This is a genomic window from Pseudomonas sp. 22189, assembly GCF_052045635.1.
In the GTDB taxonomy this organism is placed as follows: Bacteria; Pseudomonadota; Gammaproteobacteria; order Pseudomonadales; family Pseudomonadaceae; genus Aquipseudomonas; species Aquipseudomonas parakoreensis.
The window spans coordinates 289,399-311,560 of record NZ_JBQEPG010000002.1; the positions used below are offsets into that span (position 1 = coordinate 289,399).

21 protein-coding genes are annotated in these 22,162 nt (G+C 61.6%); 10 read left to right on the top strand and 11 right to left on the bottom strand.

All coding sequences use genetic code 11. The features are described 5' to 3' along the window. Nucleotide 1: 1 nt before the first annotated feature. The 6 genes from ACTJKS_RS03080 to ACTJKS_RS03105 all read right to left on the bottom strand — a co-directional run bounded on the left by ACTJKS_RS03080 (nt 2) and on the right by ACTJKS_RS03105 (nt 8,052). Nucleotides 2-712, bottom strand: a complete 711-nt coding sequence (locus ACTJKS_RS03080; RefSeq protein WP_041070638.1) for an ABC transporter permease — start codon at nt 710-712, stop codon at nt 2-4. After that, nucleotides 709-1,437, bottom strand: a complete 729-nt coding sequence (locus ACTJKS_RS03085; RefSeq protein ID WP_003222319.1) for an ABC transporter permease — start codon at nt 1,435-1,437, stop codon at nt 709-711. The genes ACTJKS_RS03080 and ACTJKS_RS03085 overlap by 4 nt, the downstream gene beginning before the upstream one ends. 57 nt (nt 1,438-1,494) lie before the next feature. Further along, nucleotides 1,495-2,277, bottom strand: coding sequence for a transporter substrate-binding domain-containing protein (locus ACTJKS_RS03090; protein WP_003222321.1), 783 nt, complete (start codon nt 2,275-2,277; stop codon nt 1,495-1,497). A gap of 425 nt (nt 2,278-2,702) precedes the next feature. Further along, the gene (locus tag ACTJKS_RS03095) at nt 2,703-4,391 is read right to left on the bottom strand and encodes an ATP-dependent DNA ligase (RefSeq protein ID WP_108181878.1); all 1,689 of its coding nucleotides are present in this window, start codon (nt 4,389-4,391) and stop codon (nt 2,703-2,705) included. Then, nucleotides 4,388-5,422 (bottom strand): ligase-associated DNA damage response exonuclease, encoded by a 1,035-nt coding sequence (locus tag ACTJKS_RS03100; RefSeq protein ID WP_047601187.1) that lies wholly within the window; start codon nt 5,420-5,422, stop codon nt 4,388-4,390. Before ACTJKS_RS03100 ends, ACTJKS_RS03095 begins: the two co-directional genes overlap by 4 nt. A 179-nt stretch (nt 5,423-5,601) precedes the next feature. Continuing rightward, nucleotides 5,602-8,052 (bottom strand): penicillin acylase family protein, encoded by a 2,451-nt coding sequence (locus tag ACTJKS_RS03105; RefSeq protein WP_108181879.1) that lies wholly within the window; start codon nt 8,050-8,052, stop codon nt 5,602-5,604. A gap of 284 nt (nt 8,053-8,336) precedes the next feature. Between ACTJKS_RS03105 and ACTJKS_RS03110 the strand changes: the two genes are divergently transcribed. After that, a complete protein-coding gene (locus ACTJKS_RS03110) occupies nt 8,337-8,894 on the top strand; it encodes a cysteine hydrolase family protein (protein WP_108181880.1) in 558 nt (185 codons plus the stop codon). A 193-nt stretch (nt 8,895-9,087) separates the two neighbouring features. On the opposite strand, the gene ACTJKS_RS03115 is transcribed toward ACTJKS_RS03110, so the two are convergent. Genes ACTJKS_RS03115 through ACTJKS_RS03130 form a run of 4 tightly spaced genes read right to left on the bottom strand, consistent with a single transcriptional unit; the run spans nt 9,088 to nt 10,804 of the window. After that, complete coding sequence (locus tag ACTJKS_RS03115; protein ID WP_003198420.1) at nt 9,088-9,291, bottom strand: SEC-C metal-binding domain-containing protein; 204 nt, start codon at nt 9,289-9,291, stop codon at nt 9,088-9,090. Next, entirely contained in the window at nt 9,288-9,782 is a 495-nt protein-coding gene (locus ACTJKS_RS03120; RefSeq protein ID WP_108181881.1) for an LEA type 2 family protein, read from the bottom strand. Before ACTJKS_RS03120 ends, ACTJKS_RS03115 begins: the two co-directional genes overlap by 4 nt. A gap of 43 nt (nt 9,783-9,825) precedes the next feature. Beyond that, nucleotides 9,826-10,302 carry a YchJ family protein gene (locus ACTJKS_RS03125; RefSeq protein WP_108181882.1) on the bottom strand — a complete coding sequence of 159 codons (477 nt, stop codon included), beginning with the start codon at nt 10,300-10,302 and terminating at the stop codon, nt 9,826-9,828. Between the two features lie 4 nt (nt 10,303-10,306). Then, complete coding sequence (locus ACTJKS_RS03130) at nt 10,307-10,804, bottom strand: DUF6231 family protein (protein WP_108181883.1); 498 nt, start codon at nt 10,802-10,804, stop codon at nt 10,307-10,309. A 197-nt stretch (nt 10,805-11,001) separates the two neighbouring features. Between ACTJKS_RS03130 and ACTJKS_RS03135 the strand changes: the two genes are divergently transcribed. From ACTJKS_RS03135 to ACTJKS_RS03150, 4 genes are all read left to right on the top strand, one after another. Further along, nucleotides 11,002-11,697, top strand: coding sequence for an OmpA family protein (locus ACTJKS_RS03135; protein ID WP_041070618.1), 696 nt, complete (start codon nt 11,002-11,004; stop codon nt 11,695-11,697). Nucleotides 11,698-11,787: 90 nt separating this feature from the next. Further along, entirely contained in the window at nt 11,788-12,510 is a 723-nt protein-coding gene (locus ACTJKS_RS03140; protein ID WP_108181884.1) for an OmpA family protein, read from the top strand. Nucleotides 12,511-12,672: 162 nt separating this feature from the next. Then, the gene (locus ACTJKS_RS03145; protein WP_047292079.1) at nt 12,673-12,948 is read left to right on the top strand and encodes a DUF1145 domain-containing protein; all 276 of its coding nucleotides are present in this window, start codon (nt 12,673-12,675) and stop codon (nt 12,946-12,948) included. Beyond that, nucleotides 12,941-13,699, top strand: a complete 759-nt coding sequence (locus ACTJKS_RS03150) for a hypothetical protein (RefSeq protein ID WP_108181885.1) — start codon at nt 12,941-12,943, stop codon at nt 13,697-13,699. Before ACTJKS_RS03145 ends, ACTJKS_RS03150 begins: the two co-directional genes overlap by 8 nt. 61 nt (nt 13,700-13,760) lie before the next feature. Here ACTJKS_RS03150 and ACTJKS_RS03155 read toward each other — a convergent pair whose 3' ends face one another. After that, nucleotides 13,761-14,225, bottom strand: a complete 465-nt coding sequence (locus ACTJKS_RS03155) for a CopD family protein (protein ID WP_041070611.1) — start codon at nt 14,223-14,225, stop codon at nt 13,761-13,763. A gap of 98 nt (nt 14,226-14,323) precedes the next feature. On the opposite strand from ACTJKS_RS03155, the gene dinG reads away from it, so the two are divergent. From dinG to pdxH, 5 genes are all read left to right on the top strand, one after another. Beyond that, nucleotides 14,324-16,468, top strand: a complete 2,145-nt coding sequence (dinG, locus tag ACTJKS_RS03160) for an ATP-dependent DNA helicase DinG (RefSeq protein ID WP_041070609.1) — start codon at nt 14,324-14,326, stop codon at nt 16,466-16,468. A gap of 92 nt (nt 16,469-16,560) precedes the next feature. Next, the gene (locus ACTJKS_RS03165) at nt 16,561-18,900 is read left to right on the top strand and encodes a beta-galactosidase (RefSeq protein ID WP_108181886.1); all 2,340 of its coding nucleotides are present in this window, start codon (nt 16,561-16,563) and stop codon (nt 18,898-18,900) included. Nucleotides 18,901-19,090: 190 nt separating this feature from the next. Beyond that, entirely contained in the window at nt 19,091-20,236 is a 1,146-nt protein-coding gene (locus ACTJKS_RS03170; protein WP_108181887.1) for a serine hydrolase domain-containing protein, read from the top strand. 113 nt (nt 20,237-20,349) lie between these two features. Beyond that, a complete protein-coding gene (locus tag ACTJKS_RS03175) occupies nt 20,350-21,486 on the top strand; it encodes an OmpA family protein (RefSeq protein ID WP_108181888.1) in 1,137 nt (378 codons plus the stop codon). Between the two features lie 24 nt (nt 21,487-21,510). Beyond that, nucleotides 21,511-22,158 (top strand): pyridoxamine 5'-phosphate oxidase, encoded by a 648-nt coding sequence (pdxH, locus tag ACTJKS_RS03180; protein ID WP_041070601.1) that lies wholly within the window; start codon nt 21,511-21,513, stop codon nt 22,156-22,158. Nucleotides 22,159-22,162 lie beyond the last annotated feature (4 nt).

Below are 22,162 nucleotides of genomic sequence, written 5' to 3' on the forward strand. Positions count from 1 at the left end.
CCTAGTGGGTCGGCCCGAGGAAGGCCAGCCATCGGCGTTCGGCGAGGCGGAACAGGCCGACCAGCGCAAAGGTAATGGTCAGGTAGATCAGCGCGGCGATGCCGAACGACTGGAAGGTCAGGTAGGTCGCCGAGTTGGCGTCCCGTGCCACTTTCAGGATGTCGGGGATGGTCGCGGTGAAGGCCACGGTGGTCGAGTGCAGCATCAGGATCACTTCGTTGCTGTAATACGGCAACGAACGGCGCAGCGCCGAGGGCATGATCACGTAGGCATACAGCTTCCAGCCGGTCAGACCGTAGGCCTTGGCCGCTTCGACTTCACCGTGGTTCATGCTGCGGATCGCCCCGGCGAAAATCTCCGTGGTGTAGGCGCAGGTGTTCAAGGCAAACGCGAGGATTGTGCAGTTCATCGCATCGCGAAAGAAACTGTCGAGCAACGGCTGCGCGCGCACGGCGGCCAGGCTGTAGATCCCGGTGTAGCAGATCAGCAACTGGATGTAGAGCGGCGTGCCACGGAACAGGTAGGTGTAGAACTGCACCGGCCAGCGCACATAGAAGTGCGAGGACACCCGGGCAATCGACAGCGGGATCGACACCAGGAACCCGATGAAGATCGAGGCGCTGAGCAACCACATCGTCATCGCCAGCCCGGTGATGTTGGTGCCGTCGGTATAAAGGAAGGGTTTCCAGTATTCCTGCAGGAGTTCGATCATCGTACGGCCTCCCGGGCACCGGCGGCGTAACGACGCTCGAGCCAGCGCAGGATGACGTTGGATGCACTGGTGATCAGCAGATAGATCAAGGCGGCGAGTACCAGGAAGTAGAACAGTTGATAGGTGCTTTTACCGGCGTCCTGCGCGGCTTTGACCAGATCCGCCAGACCGATGATCGACACCAGCGCGGTGGCCTTGAGCATTACCATCCAGTTGTTGCCGATGCCTGGCAGGGCGAAGCGCATCATTTGCGGGAACACCACGAAGCGAAAGCGCTGGCCGCGTTTGAGGCCGTAGGCGGTGGCCGCTTCGACCTGACCGCGCGGTACGGCGAGAATCGCGCCACGGAAGGTTTCGGTGAAATACGCACCATAGATGAAGCCCAGGGTGATCACCCCGGCGGTGAAGGAGTCGATTTCGATGTAGTCCCACTCCATGACGTCGGTCAGGGCGGTCAGCCAGGTTTGCAGGCTGTAGAAAATCAGCAGCATCAGCACCAGATCCGGTACGCCGCGAATCAGCGTGGTGTAGAGCTGGGCAGGCAGGCGCAGCAGTTTGGATTTCGACAGTTTGGCACTGGCGCCCAAGAGACCGAGCAACACGGCCACCAGCAGCGACAACGCCGACAATTTGATGGTCATCCAGGTGCCTTCCAACAGCAACGGACCGAAGCCCTTGAGGCTGAAGGCGGAGAGCCCCAGATTTTGTAAGAGGTTTTCGAACATAAATCAGCAACCTGAGCGGATGGAAAAGGCGCCCATCGAGTGATGGGCGCCAGGGCATTATTTACCGCTGTACAGATTCAGATCGCCAAAGTGTTTCTTTTGAATCTCGGCGTATTTGCCGTCATCGTGTAACGCTTTGATACCTTTATCTAAAAGTGCCTTCAGCTCTTTGTTACCTTTCTTAATACCGACAGCGGTTTTGGCTGGCAGCAATTCGCTGTCGACCGGCTTGCTGACTTCGTAGTTGGCGCCATCCGGCGACTTCAAAAAGCCCAGTTCGGCTTGCAGCATGTCCTGGATCGAGGCGTCGAGACGGCCGTTTTTCAGGTCGGCGTAGACCTGGTCCTGGTTGGCGTAAGCCTGGATTTTCACCCCGGCCTTCTCCAGTACGGCCTTGGCGTAGGCTTCCTGGATGGTGCCTTGCTCGTAACCGACGGATTTGCCCTTGAGAGAGGCGACGTCATCGCTCAGGCCGGAACCCTTCTTGAACACGTAGGAAGTCGGGCCGGAGAACAGCTCGCTGGAGAAATCGATCGCCTTTTCACGGGCCGGGGTCACGGTCATCGACGAAATCACACCGTCGAATTTGTTGGCGTTGAGGCCCGGAATCATGCCGTCGAAGTCGCTTTCAACCCATTTGCACTTGACCTTCAGCTCGGCGCAGATCGCGTTGCCCAGGTCGATGTCGAAGCCCACCAGGCTGCCGTCGGCCGCTTTCGACTCGAACGGTGCGTAGGAAGGATCAACGCCAAAACGCAGCTCTTTGTATTCCTTGGCCAGCGCGGAGCCGGCAGCCATGCACAACGCCAGTGCAGAAAGGGTCAGCAATGCTTTTTTCATTATTCAATCCCTAAGAACCAATATGAGCGCTTGTGGCGCAGAATTATTGTTACTGGAACGCGTACGACCTATAGAAAGTAGCAATTTCCGAACCAGAGTCCCGAACAAGTGTTTTAAAAGGTTGGGGGAGGGGAGAGAGAAAGGGATTGGTGCACGGAACCGGGCGGCTGTTGAAGGCTGCACCAAGTTGGGTCGAGGCACGCATTTTTTAGTGATTCAGAATACTTGTAGCGAGGGGATTTATCCCCGATCGGCTGCGCAGCAGTCGCAAATCCGGTACACGCGGTTTACTGAAAGTAATGATGGGGAGCCGCTTCGCGCCCATCGGGGATAAATCCCCTCACCACAAGATCTCCTCACCAGAAAATCCACTCACTACAGGATGTTCATTCAGCACGATTGGAGGTATGTCCCGGAAAACCGGGTCAGGCCAACAAATCCTGCAACGTTGCCAGGCTATCTGCCTCATCCACCGTCTTGTCCTGCCGCCAGCGCAGCATGCGCGGAAAACGCACGGCAATGCCGCTCTTGTGCCGTCGCGACAGGGCGATCCCTTCGAAACCCAGTTCGAACACCAGACTCGGTTTGACGCTGCTCACCGGGCCGAATTTTTCCACGGTGGTCTTGCGTACGATGCTGTCGACCTGACGCATCTCCTCGTCGGTCAGCCCCGAATAGGCCTTGGCAAACGGCACCAGCGCTCGTTGGCTGGATTCGGGCGGGCCATCCCACACGGCGAAGGTGTAATCGCTGTACAAACTGGCGCGCCGGCCATGGCCGCGTTGGGCGTAGATCAATACCGCATCGACGCTGAACGGATCGACCTTCCACTTCCACCACACGCCCATGTCCTTGGTCCGGCCCACGCCATACAGGGCGTCGCGGGCCTTGAGCATCATGCCCTCGACCCCCAGTCGCCGTGAGGCTTCACGCTGCCGGGCGAGATCCAACCAGTCACTCCCGGTGAGAATCGGCGAGGCCAGTAACACCGGGTTGTTACCGTGGGCGATGACCTGCTCCAGTTGCGCACGCCGTTCGGCCTGCGGACGGTTGCGCCAGTCTTCGCCCTGCCACTCCAGCAAGTCGTAGGCGAGCACCACCACCGGCACTTCTTCGAGGATTTTCTTGTCGAGGGTTTTGCGCCCGATGCGTTGCTGCAGCAGGGCGAAAGGTTGCACCGCTGGTGGCGCGCTCGATTGCGGATCGAAGGCGTCTTCGGTGCTCGGATGGGTACTTTTCCAGACCACGATTTCGCCGTCGATCACCGTGCCGTCGGGTAACGCGTGGATCAACGTATCGAATTCGGGAAAGCGTTCGGTCACCAGTTCTTCACCGCGCGACCAGACCCACAACCGCCCCTCACGTTTGACCACCTGCGCGCGGATGCCATCCCACTTCCATTCCACCTGCCAGTCGCTCGCCGGGCCCAGCAATGTTTCGAACTCCTCCACCGATTGCGACAAGGCATGGGCGAGGAAAAACGGGTAGGGCTGACCGCCACGCTGAGCGTGTTCGTCGGCGGATTCCGGAGCGATCAGTTTCAGGTAGCTGGCCGCGTTCGGCCGGTTCGACAGGTCGGTGTAACCCACCAGTCGCTGCGCCACACGTTTGCTGTCGAGGCCGGCCATCGATGCCAATGCGCGAGTGACCAACAGTTTCGACACGCCGACGCGAAAGCTGCCGGTGATCAATTTGATGCACAGCATCAGGCTCGGCCGGTCCAGCTGCGACCACAGTGCGGGCAGTTGGCGGGCGAGATACTCCGGGGTTTCACCGCGCAGCGGCAGCAGCTTGTCTTCGATCCATTCGGCCAGGCCGGCCTCGGAGCTGTGCAGGTTTTCTGGCAGCACCAGCGAAATGGTTTCCGCCAGATCGCCGACGGATTGATAGCTTTCCTCGAACAGCCACGGCTGCAACCCCGAGACCTCCACCGCCAGTTCGCGCAGGATGCGCACCGGCACCAGTTGTCGCGGGCGCCCGCCCGACAGAAAGTACACCGCCCATGCCGCGTCTTGCGGTGCAGCCTGGGCGAAGTAGGCTTGCATGGCGGCCAGTTTGGCGTTGCTGGACGTGGTGGCGTCGAGTTCGGCATACAACTCGGCGAAGGCTTTCATGCTTGCACCTCGGCGATGGCAGGTTCGGCGTCAATGTTTTCCTCTTCATCGTCGCCGTATTCGGTGTTGAAGCCTTGCGCATCCAGGCCTTGTTCACGCAGATGGCGCACCAGCACGCCGATCGAGCCGTGGGTGACCATCACCCGTTCGGCGCCGGTCTGTTCGATGGCCCAGAGCAGGCCCGGCCAGTCGGCGTGATCCGACAGCACAAAACCACGATCCACGCCGCGCCGCCGGCGGGTGCCGCGCAGGCGCATCCAGCCGCTGGCGAAGGCGTCGCTGAAATCACCGAACCGGCGCATCCAGGTGCTGCCACCGGCCGAGGGCGGGGCGATGACCAGCGCCTGACGCATGATCGGGTCGGATTTTTTGATGTCGCCGGCGTAGATCGTCGGCGGCAGGTACACGCCGGCCTCGCGGTAGACCCGGTTCAACGGCTCGACGGCGCCGTGGCTGAGGATCGGGCCGAGGCTGGCGTCGATACCGTGCAGGATCCGCTGAGCCTTGCCGAATGAATAACAGAACAGCACGCTGGCCTTGCCCGCCGCGATGTTTGCCTGCCACCACTGGTTGATCTCGCTGAACACCTGCGCCTGTGGCTGCCAGCGGTAGATCGGCAGGCCGAAGGTCGATTCGGTGATAAAGGTGTGGCAGCGCACCGGTTCGAACGGCGCGCAGGTGCCGTCGGGTTCGATCTTGTAGTCGCCGGACGCGACCCAGACTTCACCGCCGTATTCCAGACGCACCTGGGCCGAACCGAGCACATGCCCGGCCGGATGGAAACTCAAGGTCACGCCGTGGTGGGTCAGCCGCTGGCCGTAGGCGAGGGTTTGCAGGTTGATGTCCTGACCCAGACGCGCGCGCAAAATCCCTTCGCTGGCGCTGCTGGCAAGGTAGTGCTGATTGCCGTTACGGGCGTGATCGCCGTGGGCATGGGTGATCACCGAGCGCTCGACCGGGCGCCACGGATCAATATAGAAATCCCCGGCAGGGCAGTACAAGCCTTCGGGGCGGGCGATAACAAGGTCCATGTCGTTACCAGAATGGAGGGCTTGTTAGCTATGAGGTTGGCGCGAGTCCGGAAGTTCTATCGGGTTTTTATGTGGGGCGAAAAGCAAAAGATCGCAGCCTTCGGCAGCTCCTACAGGATGTTCACCATTCCCATGTAGGAGCTGCCGAAGGCTGCGATCTTTTGATCTTGCTCTAGCGTTTATTTGCCCGGGGTGAGGGTCAAACGCGTCTTGCCATACACCCGGTCAAAGTTCTGCGGCTGCATCGGCAGACCGATGTACTGACCCTTGAGCCACGCATCAACGCCATTGAGGTAATTCGGGCTGGCCGGGTTGCCGGACTGGCCGGTACCGTTCTGCCCCATCAAGGGTTCGGTCTGGCTGAAGTCGACAATGAAACGCATCGACGGCGCCCGCGTGGTGTTGAAGTCCTGACCCCAGGCAAATGCCGAGGTATTGAGCGTGGTGTGATCGCCGCCGGCTGCCAGTGGGCCGCGAACGGTCTGGCCGTTGGCGTTTTTCCATGTGTAGCTGTGCAGTTTGCCCCACTGCCAGGCCTTGTGATCGCCACCCAACTGACTGTCGCCAGCGTTGATCGCGGCGGCCAGACTGCGCGCCAGAATCACGGCTTTGTCTTCTTTCTGCGGGGTACGCAAGTCATCCCAGAACGGGCTGTCCTCGCGCCCGAGCAGGTGATCGGCCTGCGCCGCGTAGGACAAGTCGCCATTGGCAACAAAGGCTTTCCACGCCGGGCTCGACTCGGGGCCGAGCTCATCGAGGAAGATCTGCTTCATGCTTGCTTGCAGGAACAGCTCATAAATCGCCGCATCCGCCGAGGTCGAGCTGAGTTTGCCGTCGAACGCCATCAAGCGGCTGAAGGCCTCGCGCGCCTTGCTGCGATCGGCTTCCGGCAGAGCGTCGATCGCCTGCTTCAGCGGCTGCTTCATGCCCGGCGCTTCGAACATTTTCTTCAGCTTGGCGGCGAAGGTGGTGGTCTGGTCGTACTGCATGGCGATCACGCTGCGACCGTCCTGTTTGCCGCTGCCGGCCAGTTCCGCCAGACGTTCACCGCGCTCCGGCGCCGCCCACGAGTTGGACAGCTGCATGCCGTAGCCGTGAGGAATCACCCGCTGGTTGGCCGTGCCGAGCCAGCCCTGGGGCGGGTCCTGATCGTAGGGGTGGAGCATCGGGTCGGCGTAACCGTCCCAGTCGTAGCGACCTTCCCAGCCCGGCGATGGCAGCAGGCCTTCGCCTTCGCGACGGTTGGGGAAACGCCCGGTGACTTGCCAGCCAATATTGCTGGCGTCGGCGAACACCATGTTCAGGGCGATGGCGCGGATTTCGCGACTGGCGTCCGAAGCGCGTTCAACGTTTTGCGCGCGGGTCAGGTCGAAAAAAGCGTCCAGCGATTTGTCGTCGGTGAAGTTCGGGGTTTGCAGGGCCAGGCCGAAACCGTTGCCCTGTGCCGCAGCCTGGGCACTGTTGAGCAATGCACCGTGACGGGTTTCGTATACCACTTCGCGAATCGGCCGCTGGCCTTTGACGAAATAGGTTTCGTTGCGCACGCCCAGCGGCTGCCATTTGCCGTTGACCTCGTAGGTCAGGCTGCTGCCCTGACGGCGGATTTTTTCCAGGAACAGGTCCTGGTTGTCGCCGAGCACGCTGGTGACGCTCCACGCCACTTTGCCATTGAAACCGCCGAGGACCATCGGCAAACCGGCAACCGTGACACCGGCGGCCTGGTATTTCGGTGCGCGGATCTGCACGAAGGTCCACAGCGACGGCGCGGCCAAGGGCCCATGACTGTCGCTGGCAAGAATGCTCTTGCCGCTGCGGCTGCGTTGCGGGGCGATCGCCCAGTTGTTCGAGGTGCTGGCGCCCAGCAGATTCACCGCCGCCAGTTGTTGGCTGGCGTTGCTCAGTTCGGTGAGGCCAGGAATCTGTCCGTTGAGCTTGAGGCCTTGCAGCTTGTCAGCCTCGTCCAGCGGCAGGTTTTCGTCCGGAGCGGACGGGGTCAGCCAGGCGAGTTTGTCGCTGGTCACGGTCTGCGCCAGCACCAGCGAGGAAATTTCCTCCGGCAGGTTGGCTGACTGGCTGAAGTTCAGCAGCGCGAACAGCAGCGCCGAGTCTTCCGGTTTCCAGTATTCCGGCTTGTAGCCGCTGGACGCGAGGTCGCCCGGCAGTTTGTCGGCGTAGCGGAACAGGTAGGCGTTGACGCCTCGCGCATAGACTTCAAAGAAACGCTTGAGGCGTGGCGACGAGGCCTTGTACAGCTCGTCGGCGCTTTTCTTCAGGTTGACCGCGCGCATGTAGCGGTCAGCGTCGAGCATTGAGGCGCCGGACATTTCCGCCAGACGGCCCTGGGCCAGCAGGCGCAGGGTCACCATCTGGTTGATGCGGTCGCTGGCATGCACGTACCCGAGGGTGAACAGTGCGTCGTGGAAGCTGTTGCTTTCGATCAACGGCATGCCCATCGCATTGCGACGCACCGAAACGTTCTGCGCCAGCCCCTTGAGCGCTTGCACGCCGGAGGTGGGCGGGAGGGTGTCCTGAGCGTTCCAGGTCTGGCAACCGGACAGGCTCAAGACACCGGTCACTGCTGCGGCAACGCCGAACCGGGGAAGAAAATGTGTAAGGGCTGGCGAGGCCATGGCAAAGCTCCTGCGGGGGTAGAGGCTGGGGGCGCAATAAAGCCGCTACGTTAGTGAGCAGGCGGTGGCCGCGCAAGCGGGCGCGGGGGTTATTTGTGTAATTCTGTCGAATGGAGAAGATCGCAGCCTTCGGCAGCTCCTGCATTGGATTGAGTACCCCCTGTAGGAGCTGCCGCAGGCTGCGATCTTTTGATCTTGGAGGGTTGGTCTTATGCACTTGCCTGATACCTGGAGGTGATGCTGAAGTGCGGGAAATTCACTGACCCGCATGAGAAAAAAACGCCATGGAGCTCAAGGCCAACGCTGCACTGATCATCATCGACCAGCAACAAGGCATTCTGCAGCCGCGCCTGGGCCGACGGAATAATCCACAGGCCGAAGAACGCATGCTTGATTTGCTGAGGGCGTGGCGCAGCAGCGGGCGGCCGGTGATTCATGTGCAGCATCTGTCGCGTGAAGCGGATTCGGTGTTCTGGCCCGGGCAGTCAGGGGTGGAGATTCAGCAGCGATTCATGCCGCAGGACGGCGAATGGCTGATCCAGAAACAGGTGCCGGACGCGTTTTGCGCCATGGGGCTGGAGGCACGGTTGCGTGAGGCGGGGATCGGGCAATTGATCATTGTCGGTGTGGCGACCCACAACTCGGTGGAATCCACAGCGCGAACGGCGGGCAATCTGGGATTTGACGCCTGGGTGGCGGAGGACGCGTGTTTTACCTTCGACAAGGCCGATTATTTCGGCACACCGCGTTCAGCCGAAGAGGTGCACGGGATGTCGCTGGGGAATTTGCACGGGGAGTATGCGACGGTGGTCAGTGCTGCGCAGGTTCTGGCAGTTGCCTGAGAAACCTGTGGGAGCTGGCTTGCCAGCGATAGCGGAGCGTCAGGCTACATCGATGCTGGATGCGCCGGCCTCATCGCTGGCAAGCCAGCTCCCACAGTCGACTGCGTTCAGCCAGCGGGAACGCGGTCAACTGTGGGAGCGAGCTTGCTCGCGAAGGCAATGTGTCAGGCGAAGAGTATCTTCACCCGAAACATCAAGCGCCGTGGCACTTCTTGAATTTCTTGCCGTTGCCGCAAGGGCAAGGGTCGTTGCGACCGACGTCTTTCAGGGCGTTGCGCACCGGTTCCTGGTGAGCGTGGCCGCAGTTCGGGCCGTGGACATGGCCATGGTCGTGATCGTGATGATGGTCATGATCGTGGTTGCAGTCAGGGCCATGGACATGAGGTTGCTGAGTCATCGGTTGTGCTCCGGAATTAAATCGGCGGGGATTATCACGCCATTGCGCTCCAGGTGCACGTAGTGGGCGATGAATAAACCGGTTTCCATCTCGCCTTGCAATCGATAGGGCACCTGCTGGTGCGGACTTTTCAGCATTTTCACCACGTCCTTGACCCGCGGCCACAGGTTGGTGCGGATCGGTATCCGATAGAACGCGCTGCTTTTCGGTCCCACGGTGATCCAGTGTTCATGCTCGCCTTCGGCCAACAACAGGTCTGCCAGATGAATGCGATATTCCATGCCGCGCACGGTCAGGTCGCTGTCGTTGGGGTTGTCGATGCGAAAATGCAGGATGAATTTCTGTTCGAGCAATTTGGCCCGCACCACCTCGACTTTTACCAGGTGCACGGCGGGGTCGACGCTGTCGTCGCTGAACCATGAGGCGCAACCGCCGAGGTTCAGGATCAGCATCAATAACAAGCCATGCAGTGTGCGACAGTGACCGAGCATCGAAAAAACTCCCTTTGTGCCCCAGTCTAGTCGGCACTTCCCTTTATGCGCCGAAATACCCCGCACAGCACTTCTTGAACTTCTGCCCGCTGGCACATGGACACGCGTCATTGCGCCCCAGCTTCAACTGCACGGTCGGGTCGATGAAGTACCAGCGCCCGGCGTTCTGCACGAATGAAGAGCGCTCGCGGTGGCTGTGTTCGCCCTGGCTGTCGTGCCAGCGCGCGGTGAAGGTGACGAAGGCGTGCTCGGGCTGGCCGCCGAACACTTCCGAGCTTTCGACCTCAAGGCCGAGCCAGGTGCTTTGCGCGCTCCAGGCACTGATCGACTGGCGATCCAGACCGGCCTGTTGGGCGGGCAGGGTAGTGGCCACCAGATAATCGATCAGCCCCAAAACGTAGGCGCTGTAGCGCGACCGCATCAACGCTTCGGCGCACGGCGCCGGGTGGCCTTCGTGGTAGGGACCGCAGCAGGCCTGCAGCAGGTTGCCGCTGCCGCATGGGCAAATGGCTGTACTCATTGCATTACCACCAGTATTTGCCGAAGTTTTCCGGATTGGCCCAGAACCGCGAGTTGAGCCAGTCGGGGACTTGCTTGTAGTCAAGCAGATCGTAAGTGAACAGGGTCAGTACCTGCTCGTCACGCTGGAAGCGCTCACTGGCTTGCAGTGCCAGCGAGTAGAAATCGGTTTCCTGCCAGCCGCTGGCCAGCAGATCCGCCAGCACGGCGATGCGACTGGCGTTGAGGTTGCGAATCCCGCCCAGCAGGTTCAGGCCGTCACGCTTGGGCAAGTGCTCCAGGCAATCGACCACCAGCGCCAGGTCGAAGCGCCGCGCCGCGAGTTCGGCGGGCAACGCACCGGGTTCGGCGTGGGCCACGCAGCAATCCGGGTGCGCCTGTTTAAAAGCGGCGAGCGCCGGAAATTCGCTGGCGCCGATCAGCAGCAAACGCGCCGGGGCATAGCGATCCAGTAAAGCAGCCAGCGCCTGTTGCGGCGTGCGCGAAGAAATGGCGACGTTCATCGAAGCTCCTCAATCAGATCGCCAAGACTAGCGCGCCAGACGGATCCGGCCTAGACCCCGATTTGTCGCGCGTGGCAAAAGTGCCGAATCCCTGTGAACGCGGTCCCAAATGCCAGTGGCCTATTGCTGGCGGAGATTAAAACTCCGGTCTTTACTCCGTGAATCGGTTCTAAGCCGATCCCTCAGGAGAAAACCAGATGAGCATAGTTCGGACAGCATTACCTTTGATTCTGCTAACCAGTGTGTTGACTGGTTGCGCAGGTTTGCAGAAAACCGATTGGCCGACCTGTGCGGCGGTCGGCGGTGTGGTCGGGGCCGGTCTCGGTGCGACGGAAAGTTCGGCGTGGGCCGGCTACGGCGCACTGTTGGTCGGCGGTACGGCAGCGGCCTATTGCTGGGTGCACGGTGATGGCGACGAAGACGGCGACGGTGTGCCTGACAGCCGCGACAAGTGCCCGCACACGCCTAAAGGCGTGCAGGTCGATGCTGACGGCTGCCCTCCACCAGCCCCGGCGCCTGTGGTAGAAGAGGCGGTTGTGGTCAAGGAAGAAACCATCGTCATCCGCGATGTGCACTTCCAGTTCGACAAAGCCACCCTGACCGGCTCTGATAAACAGGTGCTGGACAAAGTTGCCACGCGCCTGAAACAAGAGTCGTCCACGGCGCAACTGACCGTGACCGGTCACACCGACAGCGTGGGCAGCGATGCCTACAACAAGAAACTGTCGGATCGTCGTGCGCACTCGGTGGTGGAATACCTGATCCAGCAAGGTGTGCCGCGTGCCAGCTTCGTTTCGGTGTCGGGCATGGGTGAAAGCCAGCCAGTGGCGGATAACAAAACCGCTGACGGTCGCGCACAGAACCGTCGTACCGAAATCAAAATCGTCCGCTAGCCCCTCACGCATCCGCGGCTTGTGCAGTCGCGGATGCGCGTCTTTACTCCTGTGTAACCGGTATGGGCCGGTGACACAGGAGCTTTCACAATGACTGTTTTCTCAAGGTCCGTCTTGCCGGTGCTGCTGCTGGGCAGCTTGCTCACCGGTTGCGCCACTCACAGCGACGGCGACGCCCCCCTCAATCAACGTACGTGGCCGATTTGCAGCCTGATCGGCGGGCTGGTCGGTGGCGGCCTTGGCGCCATTGAAAGTGGCGGCTGGGCCGGTGGCGGTGCCGCGCTGGGGATCCTTACCGGCGGGCTGATCTGTTATGCCCAGGATGGCGATGAAGATGGCGATGGCGTGTTCGATCGCCGCGACCGTTGTCCGGACACTCCGGCCAATACCCCGGTCGATCATCGTGGTTGTCCGCTGCCGCAATACCCGGTCACGGAAAAAGCGCCAGAGCCTGCACCGCAATCGGAAGTCATCACCCTCAGCGATGCCGGCAATGTGTTGTTCGATTTCGACAAGTCGGACCTGACCCCGGCCGCGAAAGCCCAGCTCGATACGCTGATGGACAAGTTGCGCAATGCTGACGTGGTCAGCATCAAAGTCATCGGCCATACCGACAGCAAGGGTTCGGAGGCCTATAACCAGGCGTTGTCGGAGCGGCGTGCCAGCAGTGTGGCGGCGTATCTGCTGAGCCAGGGCCTGGAACCGGCCAAACTGACCAGTGAAGGGCGCGGCGAGAGCGAGCCGGTGGCCGATAACGCGACGGACGAAGGGCGGGCGAAAAACCGTCGGGTAGAGTTGCATATCAATCGCTAGGACTTGTCTGTAGTCCGCAGGCTAGAGCTGCCGGGCGACGATCATCGTCGAACCGGCAGCGATCCGACGACTGACAAAAGTTTTTTCTTTTGCCCCTCTGGCTTATCCCCCGCGTAAGCCGTTACTGTGCGCCCAAAGAATAATTCCGAGACGGGGGAGCGTATGAAGGTTTTCTGGGGGCTGGGGCGTTTGCTGACCCTGCTGTTCTGGTGCGTGGTGGTGGTCAATCTGCTGCTGCCGTTTGTGCATCCGCTGCATCTGCTGGTCAATCTGGCCGGCGCCTTGTTGCTGGCGCTGCATGGGCTGGAGTTGCTGTTCTCTCGCCTCAAGGGGCGTGCCAACCCGTGGCGCGATCGTCTGCGCATCCTGCTGTTCGGCGTTTTTCACCTGCAAACCATCCCGGCCCCGGCCGCTCCGGAGGCTTCTTCCCATGCGTAAACTTTGCCTGCTCGCCGCATTCATCAGTCCCCTGGCCTGCGCCCAGGTGGTCAGTGTCGAAACCAATTCCCTGATGCGTTTGCCCAACACGGCCAGCACCCTGCAGCTGGAGCGGCTGGACGTCGCGGACTACGGCACCTTGCTGATTCCTGCCAACGTGACCGAGCTGACCGTCGGCGAATTGCGTCTGGGTCACGAAGCACGCATCGCGATCGTCCCGAGCGAACAGGCGCTGGACATGAAAGTCATCCGTGCCGAACTGTCCGAAGGCAGCCTGATCACCGCGCGCGGTGCGCCGGGCACGTATGAGAAAGCCGCCCGTGCCGGACGCAATCTGAATTTGCAGTTCAAGGCCTTGAGCGCGCCAAAACTGTTTGTGGATGCTCGCGGCGGTACCGGCGCGCCGGGTTTTGTTGGCCTCGATGGCGGCAACGGTGAAGATCCGGGCTGCACTTGGGGCGCGGCCGGTCACGGTTTTGATGGCAGCAACGGTAGCGATGGCCAGCCGGGAGCGCCGGGAGCGCTGGTGCGCCTGGAAGTGCCGCGCGAGTTTCCGGCTGAGCTGATCAAAGTCAATGTCGCGGGCGGCGCCGGTGGCCCGGCGGGTGTTGGCGGCAAGGCGGGCAAGGGCGGCCAGTCCAAGGGCTGCCTGGTGTACCGCGCCGATGGCGGCAAAAACGGCAAGCCCGGAGCGGATGGTCAGCCTGGACCGACGGGTGCGGCGGGGGCGGTGACTGTGCAGCGCCTCTAAACACAGCACTTCTTGATTGTGGTGAGGGGATAAATCCCCTCACCACAAAAAGTGCAGGTCGTCAGAACATCGGCCTTGCCGCTGCAATCGCCACCAGCACCAACCCCACAATCAAATTGATCCCCACCACCCGGCGAATCCGCCCCAGCACTGCCGCACCCACCGGCCATTCCTTGGCTTCAACGGCTTTGCGCAACTCTGGCAGCATCAAACCCTGAATCCGGATAAACAGCGCCGTCATCACCACATACAGTCCGATCATCACCTGCACGTATTTCGGCGCGGTCTCGAAGCCGACCTGCTGCAAGTGCAACATGCCCACGCCGCTGATCGGCAAGAGGATCACCGCGACCCAGACCCAGCGGAAAAAACCTTGAAACACTTCTACCCACAAAGTCAGGCGGGCAGGGCCGTCGAGCGCCTTCACCGCCGCCGGGCGCAGGACCATCCAGGCGAAAAACATGCCGCCGACCCAGACCAGGGCGGACAGGACATGCAGCGGATAAACGAGGCTAAAAGGTGTCATTGGGGTACTCCGTTCTGCGCGGGACTGATTAGCGGGGTATGATAGCGGCCGATCCGAACTACTGAAAATTTATCCAGCGTTTTTACGCCCGACATTCAATGATCAGCACTGAACTCAAAACCACGATCCAGGGCGCCTATTCGCGTTTTCTTGAAGCCAAGAGCCTCAAACCGCGTTACGGCCAGCGCCTGATGATCGCCGAAGTCGCCAAAGTCCTCGGGGATATCGACACCGACGACGAAGGCCGGCGCAGTGGCGACCCCGCGATTGTCGCGGTGGAAGCCGGCACCGGTACCGGCAAGACCGTGGCCTACAGCCTGGCGGCAATCCCCACGGCGAAGCTGGCCGGCAAGCGTTTGGTGATCGCCACCGCGACCGTGGCCCTGCAAGAGCAGATCGTCTACAAGGACTTGCCCGACCTGATGCGCAACAGCGGGCTGAACTTCAGCTTTGCGCTGGCCAAGGGCCGTGGCCGCTACATGTGCCTGTCCAAGCTCGACATGTTGTTGCAGGAAGGCCACGCGCAAACCGCCACCGCGCAGCTGTTCGAAGAAGAAGGCTTCAAGATCGAGGTCGATGAGGCCAGTCAGAAGCTGTTCACCAGCATGATCGAGAAACTCGCCGGCAATAAATGGGACGGCGACCGTGACAGCTGGCCCAACGCTCTCGAAGATGCCGACTGGGCGCGGCTGACCACCGATCACAGCCAGTGCACCAATCGCCATTGCCCGAATTTTGGCCAGTGCGCCTTTTACAAGGCGCGTGAAGGCATGGGCAAGGTCGATGTGATCGTCACCAACCACGACATGGTGCTGGCTGACCTGGCCCTCGGTGGCGGTGCGGTGCTGCCGGATCCGCGTGACACCATTTATGTGTTCGACGAAGGCCATCACCTGCCGGACAAGGCCATCGGCCACTTCGCTCATTACACGCGCCTGCGTTCCACCGCCGACTGGCTGGAAACCACGGCCAAGAACCTCACCAAACTGTTGGCCCAGCATCCGTTGCCGGGCGACCTCGGCAAGCTGATCGAGCAGGTGCCGGAGCTGGCGCGGGAAATCAAGACCCAGCAGCAGTTCATGTTCACCGCGTGCGAGCAGATTGCCGATTTCAAACCCGGCGAAGACGTTGAAGGCCGCGAGCGGCCACGCCATCGTTTCGTCGGCGGGGTAATTCCCGAGCACATGCGCGAGATGGGCATCGAGCTGAAGAAAGGCTATTCACGTCTCAATGACCTGTTCACCCGTCTGACCGACCTGCTCAAGGAAGGCATGGACGGCGAGGTCAATATCGGCATCGCCAGCAATCAGGCCGAAGAGTGGTATCCGCTGTTCGGCAGCCTGTTGTCCCGTGCCTCGGGCAACTGGGAACTGTGGACCGCGTTCACCGCCGAAGACCCGGAAGACAGCCCGCCGATGGCCCGCTGGCTGACGCTGGCCGAAAGCGGCTCGCTGTTCGACATCGAGGTCAATGCCAGCCCGATTCTCGCCGCAGAAACCTTGCGCCGCAGCCTGTGGAACGTCGCCTACGGCTGCCTCGTAACGTCGGCAACGCTGACCGCGCTGGGCACCTTTGACCGCTTTCGCATGCGCGCCGGGCTGCCGAAGAAAGCCGTCACCGCTGTGGTGCCGAGCCCGTTTCATCATGCCGACGCCGGCGTGTTGCGCGTGCCGGACCTCAAGGCTGATCCGCGTGATGCAGCGGCCCACACGGCGGCGATCATCCGCGATCTGCCGGACCTGGTGGAAGGCTCGCGCGGCAGTCTGGTGCTGTTCTCTTCGCGCAAACAGATGCAGGACGTGTTCGACGGCCTCGACCGCGACTGGCGCAAACAAGTGTTCATTCAAGGCAACCTGTCGAAACAGGAAACCCTGAACAAGCACAAGGCGCGGGTCGATGGCGGCGATTCCAGCGTGCTGTTCGGCCTCGCCAGTTTCGCCGAAGGGGTGGACTTGCCGGGCGCCTATTGCGAACACGTGGTGATCGCCAAGATCCCGTTCTCGGTGCCGGACGATCCGGTCGAGGCGGCGCTGTCGGAGTGGATCGAGGCCCGGGGCGGCAATCCGTTCATGGAAATCTCGGTGCCCGACGCCTCCTTGAAACTGGTTCAGGCCTGCGGCCGCCTGCTGCGCACCGAAGAAGACCGCGGCACCATCACCTTGCTCGATCGGCGCCTGGTCACCCAGCGCTATGGCAAGGCGATCCTCAATGCGTTACCGCCATTCCGTCGTGAAATATCCTGAGACAACGGTGGGCAGTTTTGCCCGCCGCGCTGTCTATCTCTCTGCCATGCTTTTCCATTGGCCTTTTGGTCGTTAGGGAGAACTCCGTTCTTATGATTCGCCGCTCGTTGCCTGCCGTTTTTGCCTTGATCTTTGCCGCTCCGTTACTGGCGGCGCCTGCCGGTCAGCAGACCCTGTTCAACTTCGTCCGTCCTGCCGATGTGGTGAAAGTCGTCACCGAAAACACTGACCTGCCACAAGCCAACGCCGAGCAAACCCCGGAAGGTGAAGTGCTGCGCCGGGTGACGTTCAACCCGGTAGCCCGCCCGACCCTGCGCCTGACCCCACAAACCGGCGCCTGGGACTGGTCGCAGTCGGGCATGATGAGCCTGCGTCTGCAGAGCGCAATGAACTGGGCCGTGACGGTCTACGTGCAAATCCAGAGCAACAACGGTCAGACCCTGACCAGCCGCGTTGACCTGCCGGCCGGCCCTGCGCAAACCCTGCTGGTGCCGCTGGTGGCAACTTCGCCGCTGAGCCAGGGCATGAAGGCCGGGCCGCCGATGCCGATGACCGTCGATGGCCAGCGCATTTTGCTGGCCAGCAGCAGCGGCGAACTGGATCGCAGCCAGGTGGTGTCGGTCAGCCTGTGGATGGATCAGCCGAAAGCCGCGCAAAGCCTGCTGCTCGAACGTTTCGGTGTGCAGGACGGCGATGCCGTGACCCGGGCCGTCTACGGCAATCTGGTGGACGCCTACGGGCAGTCGGCCCGCAGCAAATGGCCGGAAAAAATCAGCAACGACGAACAACTGAAATCTGTGGCCGCCAAGGAACAGCAACAGCTGAAAACCTGGCTGGCCGAGCGCGAAAAATCTTCGCTGGACAAGTTCGGTGGCTGGAATAAAGGGCCGGCGTTCAAGGCCAGCGGCTTTTTCCGCACTGAAAAGCGTGATGGTCGCTGGTATCTCGTCACGCCGGAAGGACATCCGTTCTATTCGCTGGGGGTCAACACCGTCAGCCCGCAGGTCAACCAGACCTACGTGGCCGGGCGTGAGTGGATGTTCGAATCCCTGCCCAAGGCCGATGAGCCGCTCGCCAGTCATTTCGGCGAAGGCGATAACCGTGGCGGCAACGGTGCCGATCAGGGCCGAGGCTATGGCAACGGGCGCTGGTACGATTTTTACGGCGCCAACCTGCAACGCCTGTACGGCGAACCTTGCGCAGCACAGGCGCATGCCGAACCGCCAGCCGCGCCGTGCAAGGCCACGGTCGATCAGCAGAAGTGGGCCACCCACACCCTCGACCGCCTGCAGGCCTGGGGCTTCAACACGGTCGGCAACTGGAGTGCCGACGCGCTCGCCGACGCCGAGCGGGTGCCATACACCTTGCCGCTGTCGATCGTCGGCGACTACACCAGCATCAGCACCGGCAGCGACTGGTGGGGCGGCATGCCTGATCCGTTCGACCCGCGTTTCGCCATGGCCACCGAGCGCGCCGTGGCCATCGCCGCCCGCGATCATCGTGATGATCCGTGGCTGATCGGCTACTACGCCGACAACGAACTGGCCTGGGCCGGTCCGGGCGATGATCCGCAGTCGCGCTATGCCTTGGCCTATGGCACGTTGAAAATGACCACCGACGTGCCGGCCAAACGCGCGTTTCTCAAGCAGCTGCGCGACAAGTACCGCAACCAGGCGGGCCTGTCGAAAGCCTGGGGCATTGATCTGCCGGCGTGGGAGTTGATGGAAGACCCGGGTTTCGTGCCACCGATGCCGAATCCGGAGCACCCGGAAATCGAAAACGACTTCAAATACTTCCAGAAGGTGTTCGCCGACACCTACTTCAAAACCATCTCCGATTCGCTGAAATGGCACGCGCCGAATCAGTTGCTGCTCGGCGGCCGTTTCGCCACCAGCACCCCGGAAGCCGTGGCGTCCTGTGCACAGTATTGCGACGTGCTGAGTTTCAACCTGTATACGCTGAAACCGCAGGACGGCTATGACTTCGCCGCTCTGCGTGCCCTCGACAAACCGGTGCTGATTACCGAGTTCAACTTCGGCTCCAGTGATCGCGGCCCGTTCTGGGGTGGCGTGACGCAACTGGCGAAGGAAGAAGATCGCGGCCCGGCGTATGCCAACTTCCTCAAACAGGCGTTAAGCGAACCGTCGATTGTTGGCGTGCACTGGTTCCAGTATCTGGACCAACCGGTAACCGGGCGTCTGCTTGATGGCGAGAACGGGCACTTTGGTCTGGTGGGGATTACCGATCTGCCGTATCAGGGTTTCGTCGAAGCGGTGCGCAAGAGCAATCTGCAAGCGGTTGATCAGCTCGGCAAAGAGGCCGAGAAGGCGGCCGCCGCTGCTGGTCATGAAGCTGAAGGAGGGCGCAAGGGTGAAGCCGGCAAGGGCCCGGGGGCCGGGCATGCGGGTGGGCATTCGGGGAATGGTCACTGAGGTTTGATGCCTTGAAGATCGCAGCCTTCGGCAGCTCCTACAGGGAATGGAATTTTGTAGGAGCTGCCGCAGGCTGCGATCTTTTGATTTTGCTTTGAAATGACCACCCGGCCCGCAGCTGTTCCCAAATCCTTCAAGGGCTGGAACAATGCGGGCCACTTTGTAGAGCGTTTTCGCGGGGGAGTTGCGGGTGCAGATTCAGGGTCATTACGAGCTTCAATTCGAAGCGGTGCGCGAGGCTTTCGCGGCACTGTTCGACGATCCCCAGGAGCGCGGCGCAGCCCTGTGCATCAAGGTCGGCGGCGAAACCGTCCTCGACCTCTGGTCCGGTACCGCCGATAAGGACGGCGCCGAGGCCTGGTACAGCGACACCATCGCCAACCTGTTTTCCTGCACCAAGACGTTCACTGCGGTCACCGCGCTGCAACTGGTGGCCGAAGGCAAACTGCAACTGGATGCACCGGTTGCCCGCTACTGGCCGGAATTCGCTGCCGCTGGCAAAGAAACCGTCACCCTGCGCCAATTGCTCTGCCATCAGGCCGGTCTGCCAGCGCTGCGCGAGTTGCTGGCGCCCGCCGCCCTCTACGAATGGCAGACCATGGTCGACGCCCTCGCAGCCGAAGCGCCGTGGTGGACGCCGGGCACCGGTCACGGCTATGCCGCCATCACTTATGGCTGGCTGGTCGGCGAGTTGCTGCGTCGTGCAGACGGTCGTGGGCCGGGCGAGTCCATCGTAGCCCGCGTCGCCAGACCGTTAGGGCTGGATTTCCACGTCGGTCTGGCGGACGAAGAATTCCACCGCGTGGCACATATTGCTCGCGGCAAGGGCAACGTCGGCGATGCCGCGGCCCAGCGTCTGCTGCAGGTGACCATGCGCGAACCGACCGCCATGACCACCCGTGCCTTCACCAATCCGCCGTCGGTGCTCACCAGCACCAACAAACCGGAATGGCGGCGCATGCAGCAGCCTGCCGCCAATGGTCATGGCAACGCGCGCAGCCTGGCCGGTTTCTACGCTGGCTTGCTCGATGGCAGCCTGCTCGAAAGCGAAATGCTCGAAGAACTGACCCGCGAACACAGTTACGGCGAAGACAAGACCCTGCTGACCCGTACCCGTTTCGGCCTGGGCTGCATGCTCGATCAGCCGGACATGGCGAACGCCACCTATGGCCTCGGCCCGCGGGCGTTTGGTCATCCGGGGGCGGGCGGTTCGGTGGGTTTTGCTGATCCCGAGCACGATGTCGCATTCGGTTTTGTGACAAATACCCTTGGGCCGTACGTCTTGATGGATCCGCGCGCGCAGCAACTGGCGCGGGTACTTGCCACTTGTCTGTAAAGCGTTACATGAGGTTCCAGGGTTGGAACCAGATCCGGTTTTTTGATTCAAAGCGTCTGTTTATCCGGGCAAAAGAGCTCTGATCTTTCATTACTTCACTTTGTGGATTTTCAATGTCATCCAAAAAAACTCTCGCCCTGGCCCTGTGTGTTGCGATCACCGGTTGCGCACAGACTCCTAAAAACGATGCGGACGGCGGCAGCTGGTGGCCGTTCGGCTCTTCCGACAAAGTGGCGGCCAAAGAGCCGGCCCCAGCCCCGGCTTCTGTCGCAGCCCCAGCCCCGCTCAAACCTGCCGCGACCGCACCTGTGGCCAAGGCTGAAAGCAGCAGCCACTGGTACTGGCCGTTCGGCAGCTCCGATGACGCGGCGGCCAAGGCCGACGTGAAACCCGAAGTCAAACCAGAAGCAAAACCGGCGGTAGTGGCCAAGGCCGATGCTGACACCGGCACAAAGTGGTGGTGGCCGTTCGGCGGCAAGGATCAGTCCACGGCCAAAGTGGTGCCGATGCCTGACCCGAAAGTCACTCAGGCCTGGCTGGATGACTACGAGCCACGCCTGCGTGCAGCGATCAAGGACAGCAATCTGCAACTCGAGCGCCGTGACAACGTGCTGGTGGTGATCGCGCCGGTTGAAGGCTCGTTCAACCCGAAACGTCCAGCGATGCTGTTGCCGGTGACCCTCAGCCCGTTCACCAATGTCGCGAAAATCCTCGAAGCTGACCCGAAAACCGCTGTCCTGGTGCTCGGTCACAGCGACAACACCGGCGCCGCGCCGGCCAACGTCAAGCTTAGCCAGGAACGCGCTCAGTCCGTGGCGGCGATTTTCCGCCTGAGCGGCTTGCAGCGTGATCGCCTGATGCTGCGCGGCATGGGTGGCGATGCCCCGCGTGCGGCCAACGACAGCGCCGAAGGCCGTGCCCTGAACCGTCGCGTCGAACTGCTGGTGACCCCGCAGAACACCATGGTGGCCCTGCTGAGCAAGTACAACATGCCGGCGCCCGCACCGACCACGATGCTTGCCGCACAGGACGTCAAGCCTGCAGCCAAACCGGTTACCCCGGCGCCGGCCGCTTCGAAGGCCGCCGTACCTGCAACCAAAAAGGCTCCGGCGAAGAAAGCCGCTGCCAAGGCACCAGCGAAGAAGGCGGCGAGCAAGGCTCCGGCGAAAACCCCAGCCAAGAAAACCGCTCCGGCCAAAGCTGCGACGACTGACAAGAAAGTTGCCGCCAGCGATACTTCCAAGCAGTGATCCGCTAACGAAAAGGAATGCGCCATGACCCAGGCTCTGGCAGATATGCGTCGTGATTACACCCGGGATGGTCTGACCGAGGCGCAAGCTCCGGCTGAACCCTTTGCGTTGTTCCACCAGTGGTTTGCCGATGCGGTGAAAACCGAACAGGCGCCGGTGGAGGCCAACGCCATGACCCTGGCCACGGTCGATGCGGACGGTCGCCCGCACTGCCGCATTCTGCTGCTCAAGGGCCTGGACGAGCAGGGCTTCACCTTTTTCACCAATTACGACAGCGCCAAGGGCCAGCATCTGGCGGCCAACCCGTTGGCTGCCATGACGTTTTTCTGGCCGACCCTGGAGCGCCAGGTGCGCATCGAAGGGCGTGTGGTGAAAGTCACGCCTGCTGAGTCCGATGCTTATTATCAGGTGCGTCCGCTGGGCAGTCGGCTCGGGGCCTGGGCTTCACCGCAGAGCCGGGTGATCAACGGGCGCGGCGAACTGGAAGAGCTGCTCAAGGCTACCGAGCAGCGTTTCAGCGATACGCAACCGCACTGTCCGGAACACTGGGGCGGTTATCGCCTGCTGCCTGAGCGCATCGAGTTCTGGCAGGGCCGTCCAAGTCGTCTGCACGATCGCCTGAACTACCGTCAGCAGGGTGCCGACTGGATTCTTGAACGTCTGGCGCCTTAAGCAG

Bases quoted from the DNA above. Each gene is read 5' to 3' on its own strand.
- ACTJKS_RS03080 (WP_041070638.1), bottom strand. From the start codon at position 712: ATGATCGAACTCCTGCAGGAATACTGGAAACCCTTCCTTTATACCGAC.
- ACTJKS_RS03085 (WP_003222319.1), bottom strand. From the start codon at position 1,437: ATGTTCGAAAACCTCTTACAAAATCTGGGGCTCTCCGCCTTCAGCCTC.
- ACTJKS_RS03090 (WP_003222321.1), bottom strand. From the start codon at position 2,277: ATGAAAAAAGCATTGCTGACCCTTTCTGCACTGGCGTTGTGCATGGCT.
- ACTJKS_RS03095 (WP_108181878.1), bottom strand. From the start codon at position 4,391: ATGAAAGCCTTCGCCGAGTTGTATGCCGAACTCGACGCCACCACGTCC.
- ACTJKS_RS03100 (WP_047601187.1), bottom strand. From the start codon at position 5,422: ATGGACCTTGTTATCGCCCGCCCCGAAGGCTTGTACTGCCCTGCCGGG.
- ACTJKS_RS03105 (WP_108181879.1), bottom strand. From the start codon at position 8,052: ATGGCCTCGCCAGCCCTTACACATTTTCTTCCCCGGTTCGGCGTTGCC.
- ACTJKS_RS03110 (WP_108181880.1), top strand. From the start codon at position 8,337: ATGGAGCTCAAGGCCAACGCTGCACTGATCATCATCGACCAGCAACAA.
- ACTJKS_RS03115 (WP_003198420.1), bottom strand. From the start codon at position 9,291: ATGACTCAGCAACCTCATGTCCATGGCCCTGACTGCAACCACGATCAT.
- ACTJKS_RS03120 (WP_108181881.1), bottom strand. From the start codon at position 9,782: ATGCTCGGTCACTGTCGCACACTGCATGGCTTGTTATTGATGCTGATC.
- ACTJKS_RS03125 (WP_108181882.1), bottom strand. From the start codon at position 10,302: ATGAGTACAGCCATTTGCCCATGCGGCAGCGGCAACCTGCTGCAGGCC.
- ACTJKS_RS03130 (WP_108181883.1), bottom strand. From the start codon at position 10,804: ATGAACGTCGCCATTTCTTCGCGCACGCCGCAACAGGCGCTGGCTGCT.
- ACTJKS_RS03135 (WP_041070618.1), top strand. From the start codon at position 11,002: ATGAGCATAGTTCGGACAGCATTACCTTTGATTCTGCTAACCAGTGTG.
- ACTJKS_RS03140 (WP_108181884.1), top strand. From the start codon at position 11,788: ATGACTGTTTTCTCAAGGTCCGTCTTGCCGGTGCTGCTGCTGGGCAGC.
- ACTJKS_RS03145 (WP_047292079.1), top strand. From the start codon at position 12,673: ATGAAGGTTTTCTGGGGGCTGGGGCGTTTGCTGACCCTGCTGTTCTGG.
- ACTJKS_RS03150 (WP_108181885.1), top strand. From the start codon at position 12,941: ATGCGTAAACTTTGCCTGCTCGCCGCATTCATCAGTCCCCTGGCCTGC.
- ACTJKS_RS03155 (WP_041070611.1), bottom strand. From the start codon at position 14,225: ATGACACCTTTTAGCCTCGTTTATCCGCTGCATGTCCTGTCCGCCCTG.
- dinG (WP_041070609.1), top strand. From the start codon at position 14,324: ATGATCAGCACTGAACTCAAAACCACGATCCAGGGCGCCTATTCGCGT.
- ACTJKS_RS03165 (WP_108181886.1), top strand. From the start codon at position 16,561: ATGATTCGCCGCTCGTTGCCTGCCGTTTTTGCCTTGATCTTTGCCGCT.
- ACTJKS_RS03175 (WP_108181888.1), top strand. From the start codon at position 20,350: ATGTCATCCAAAAAAACTCTCGCCCTGGCCCTGTGTGTTGCGATCACC.
- pdxH (WP_041070601.1), top strand. From the start codon at position 21,511: ATGACCCAGGCTCTGGCAGATATGCGTCGTGATTACACCCGGGATGGT.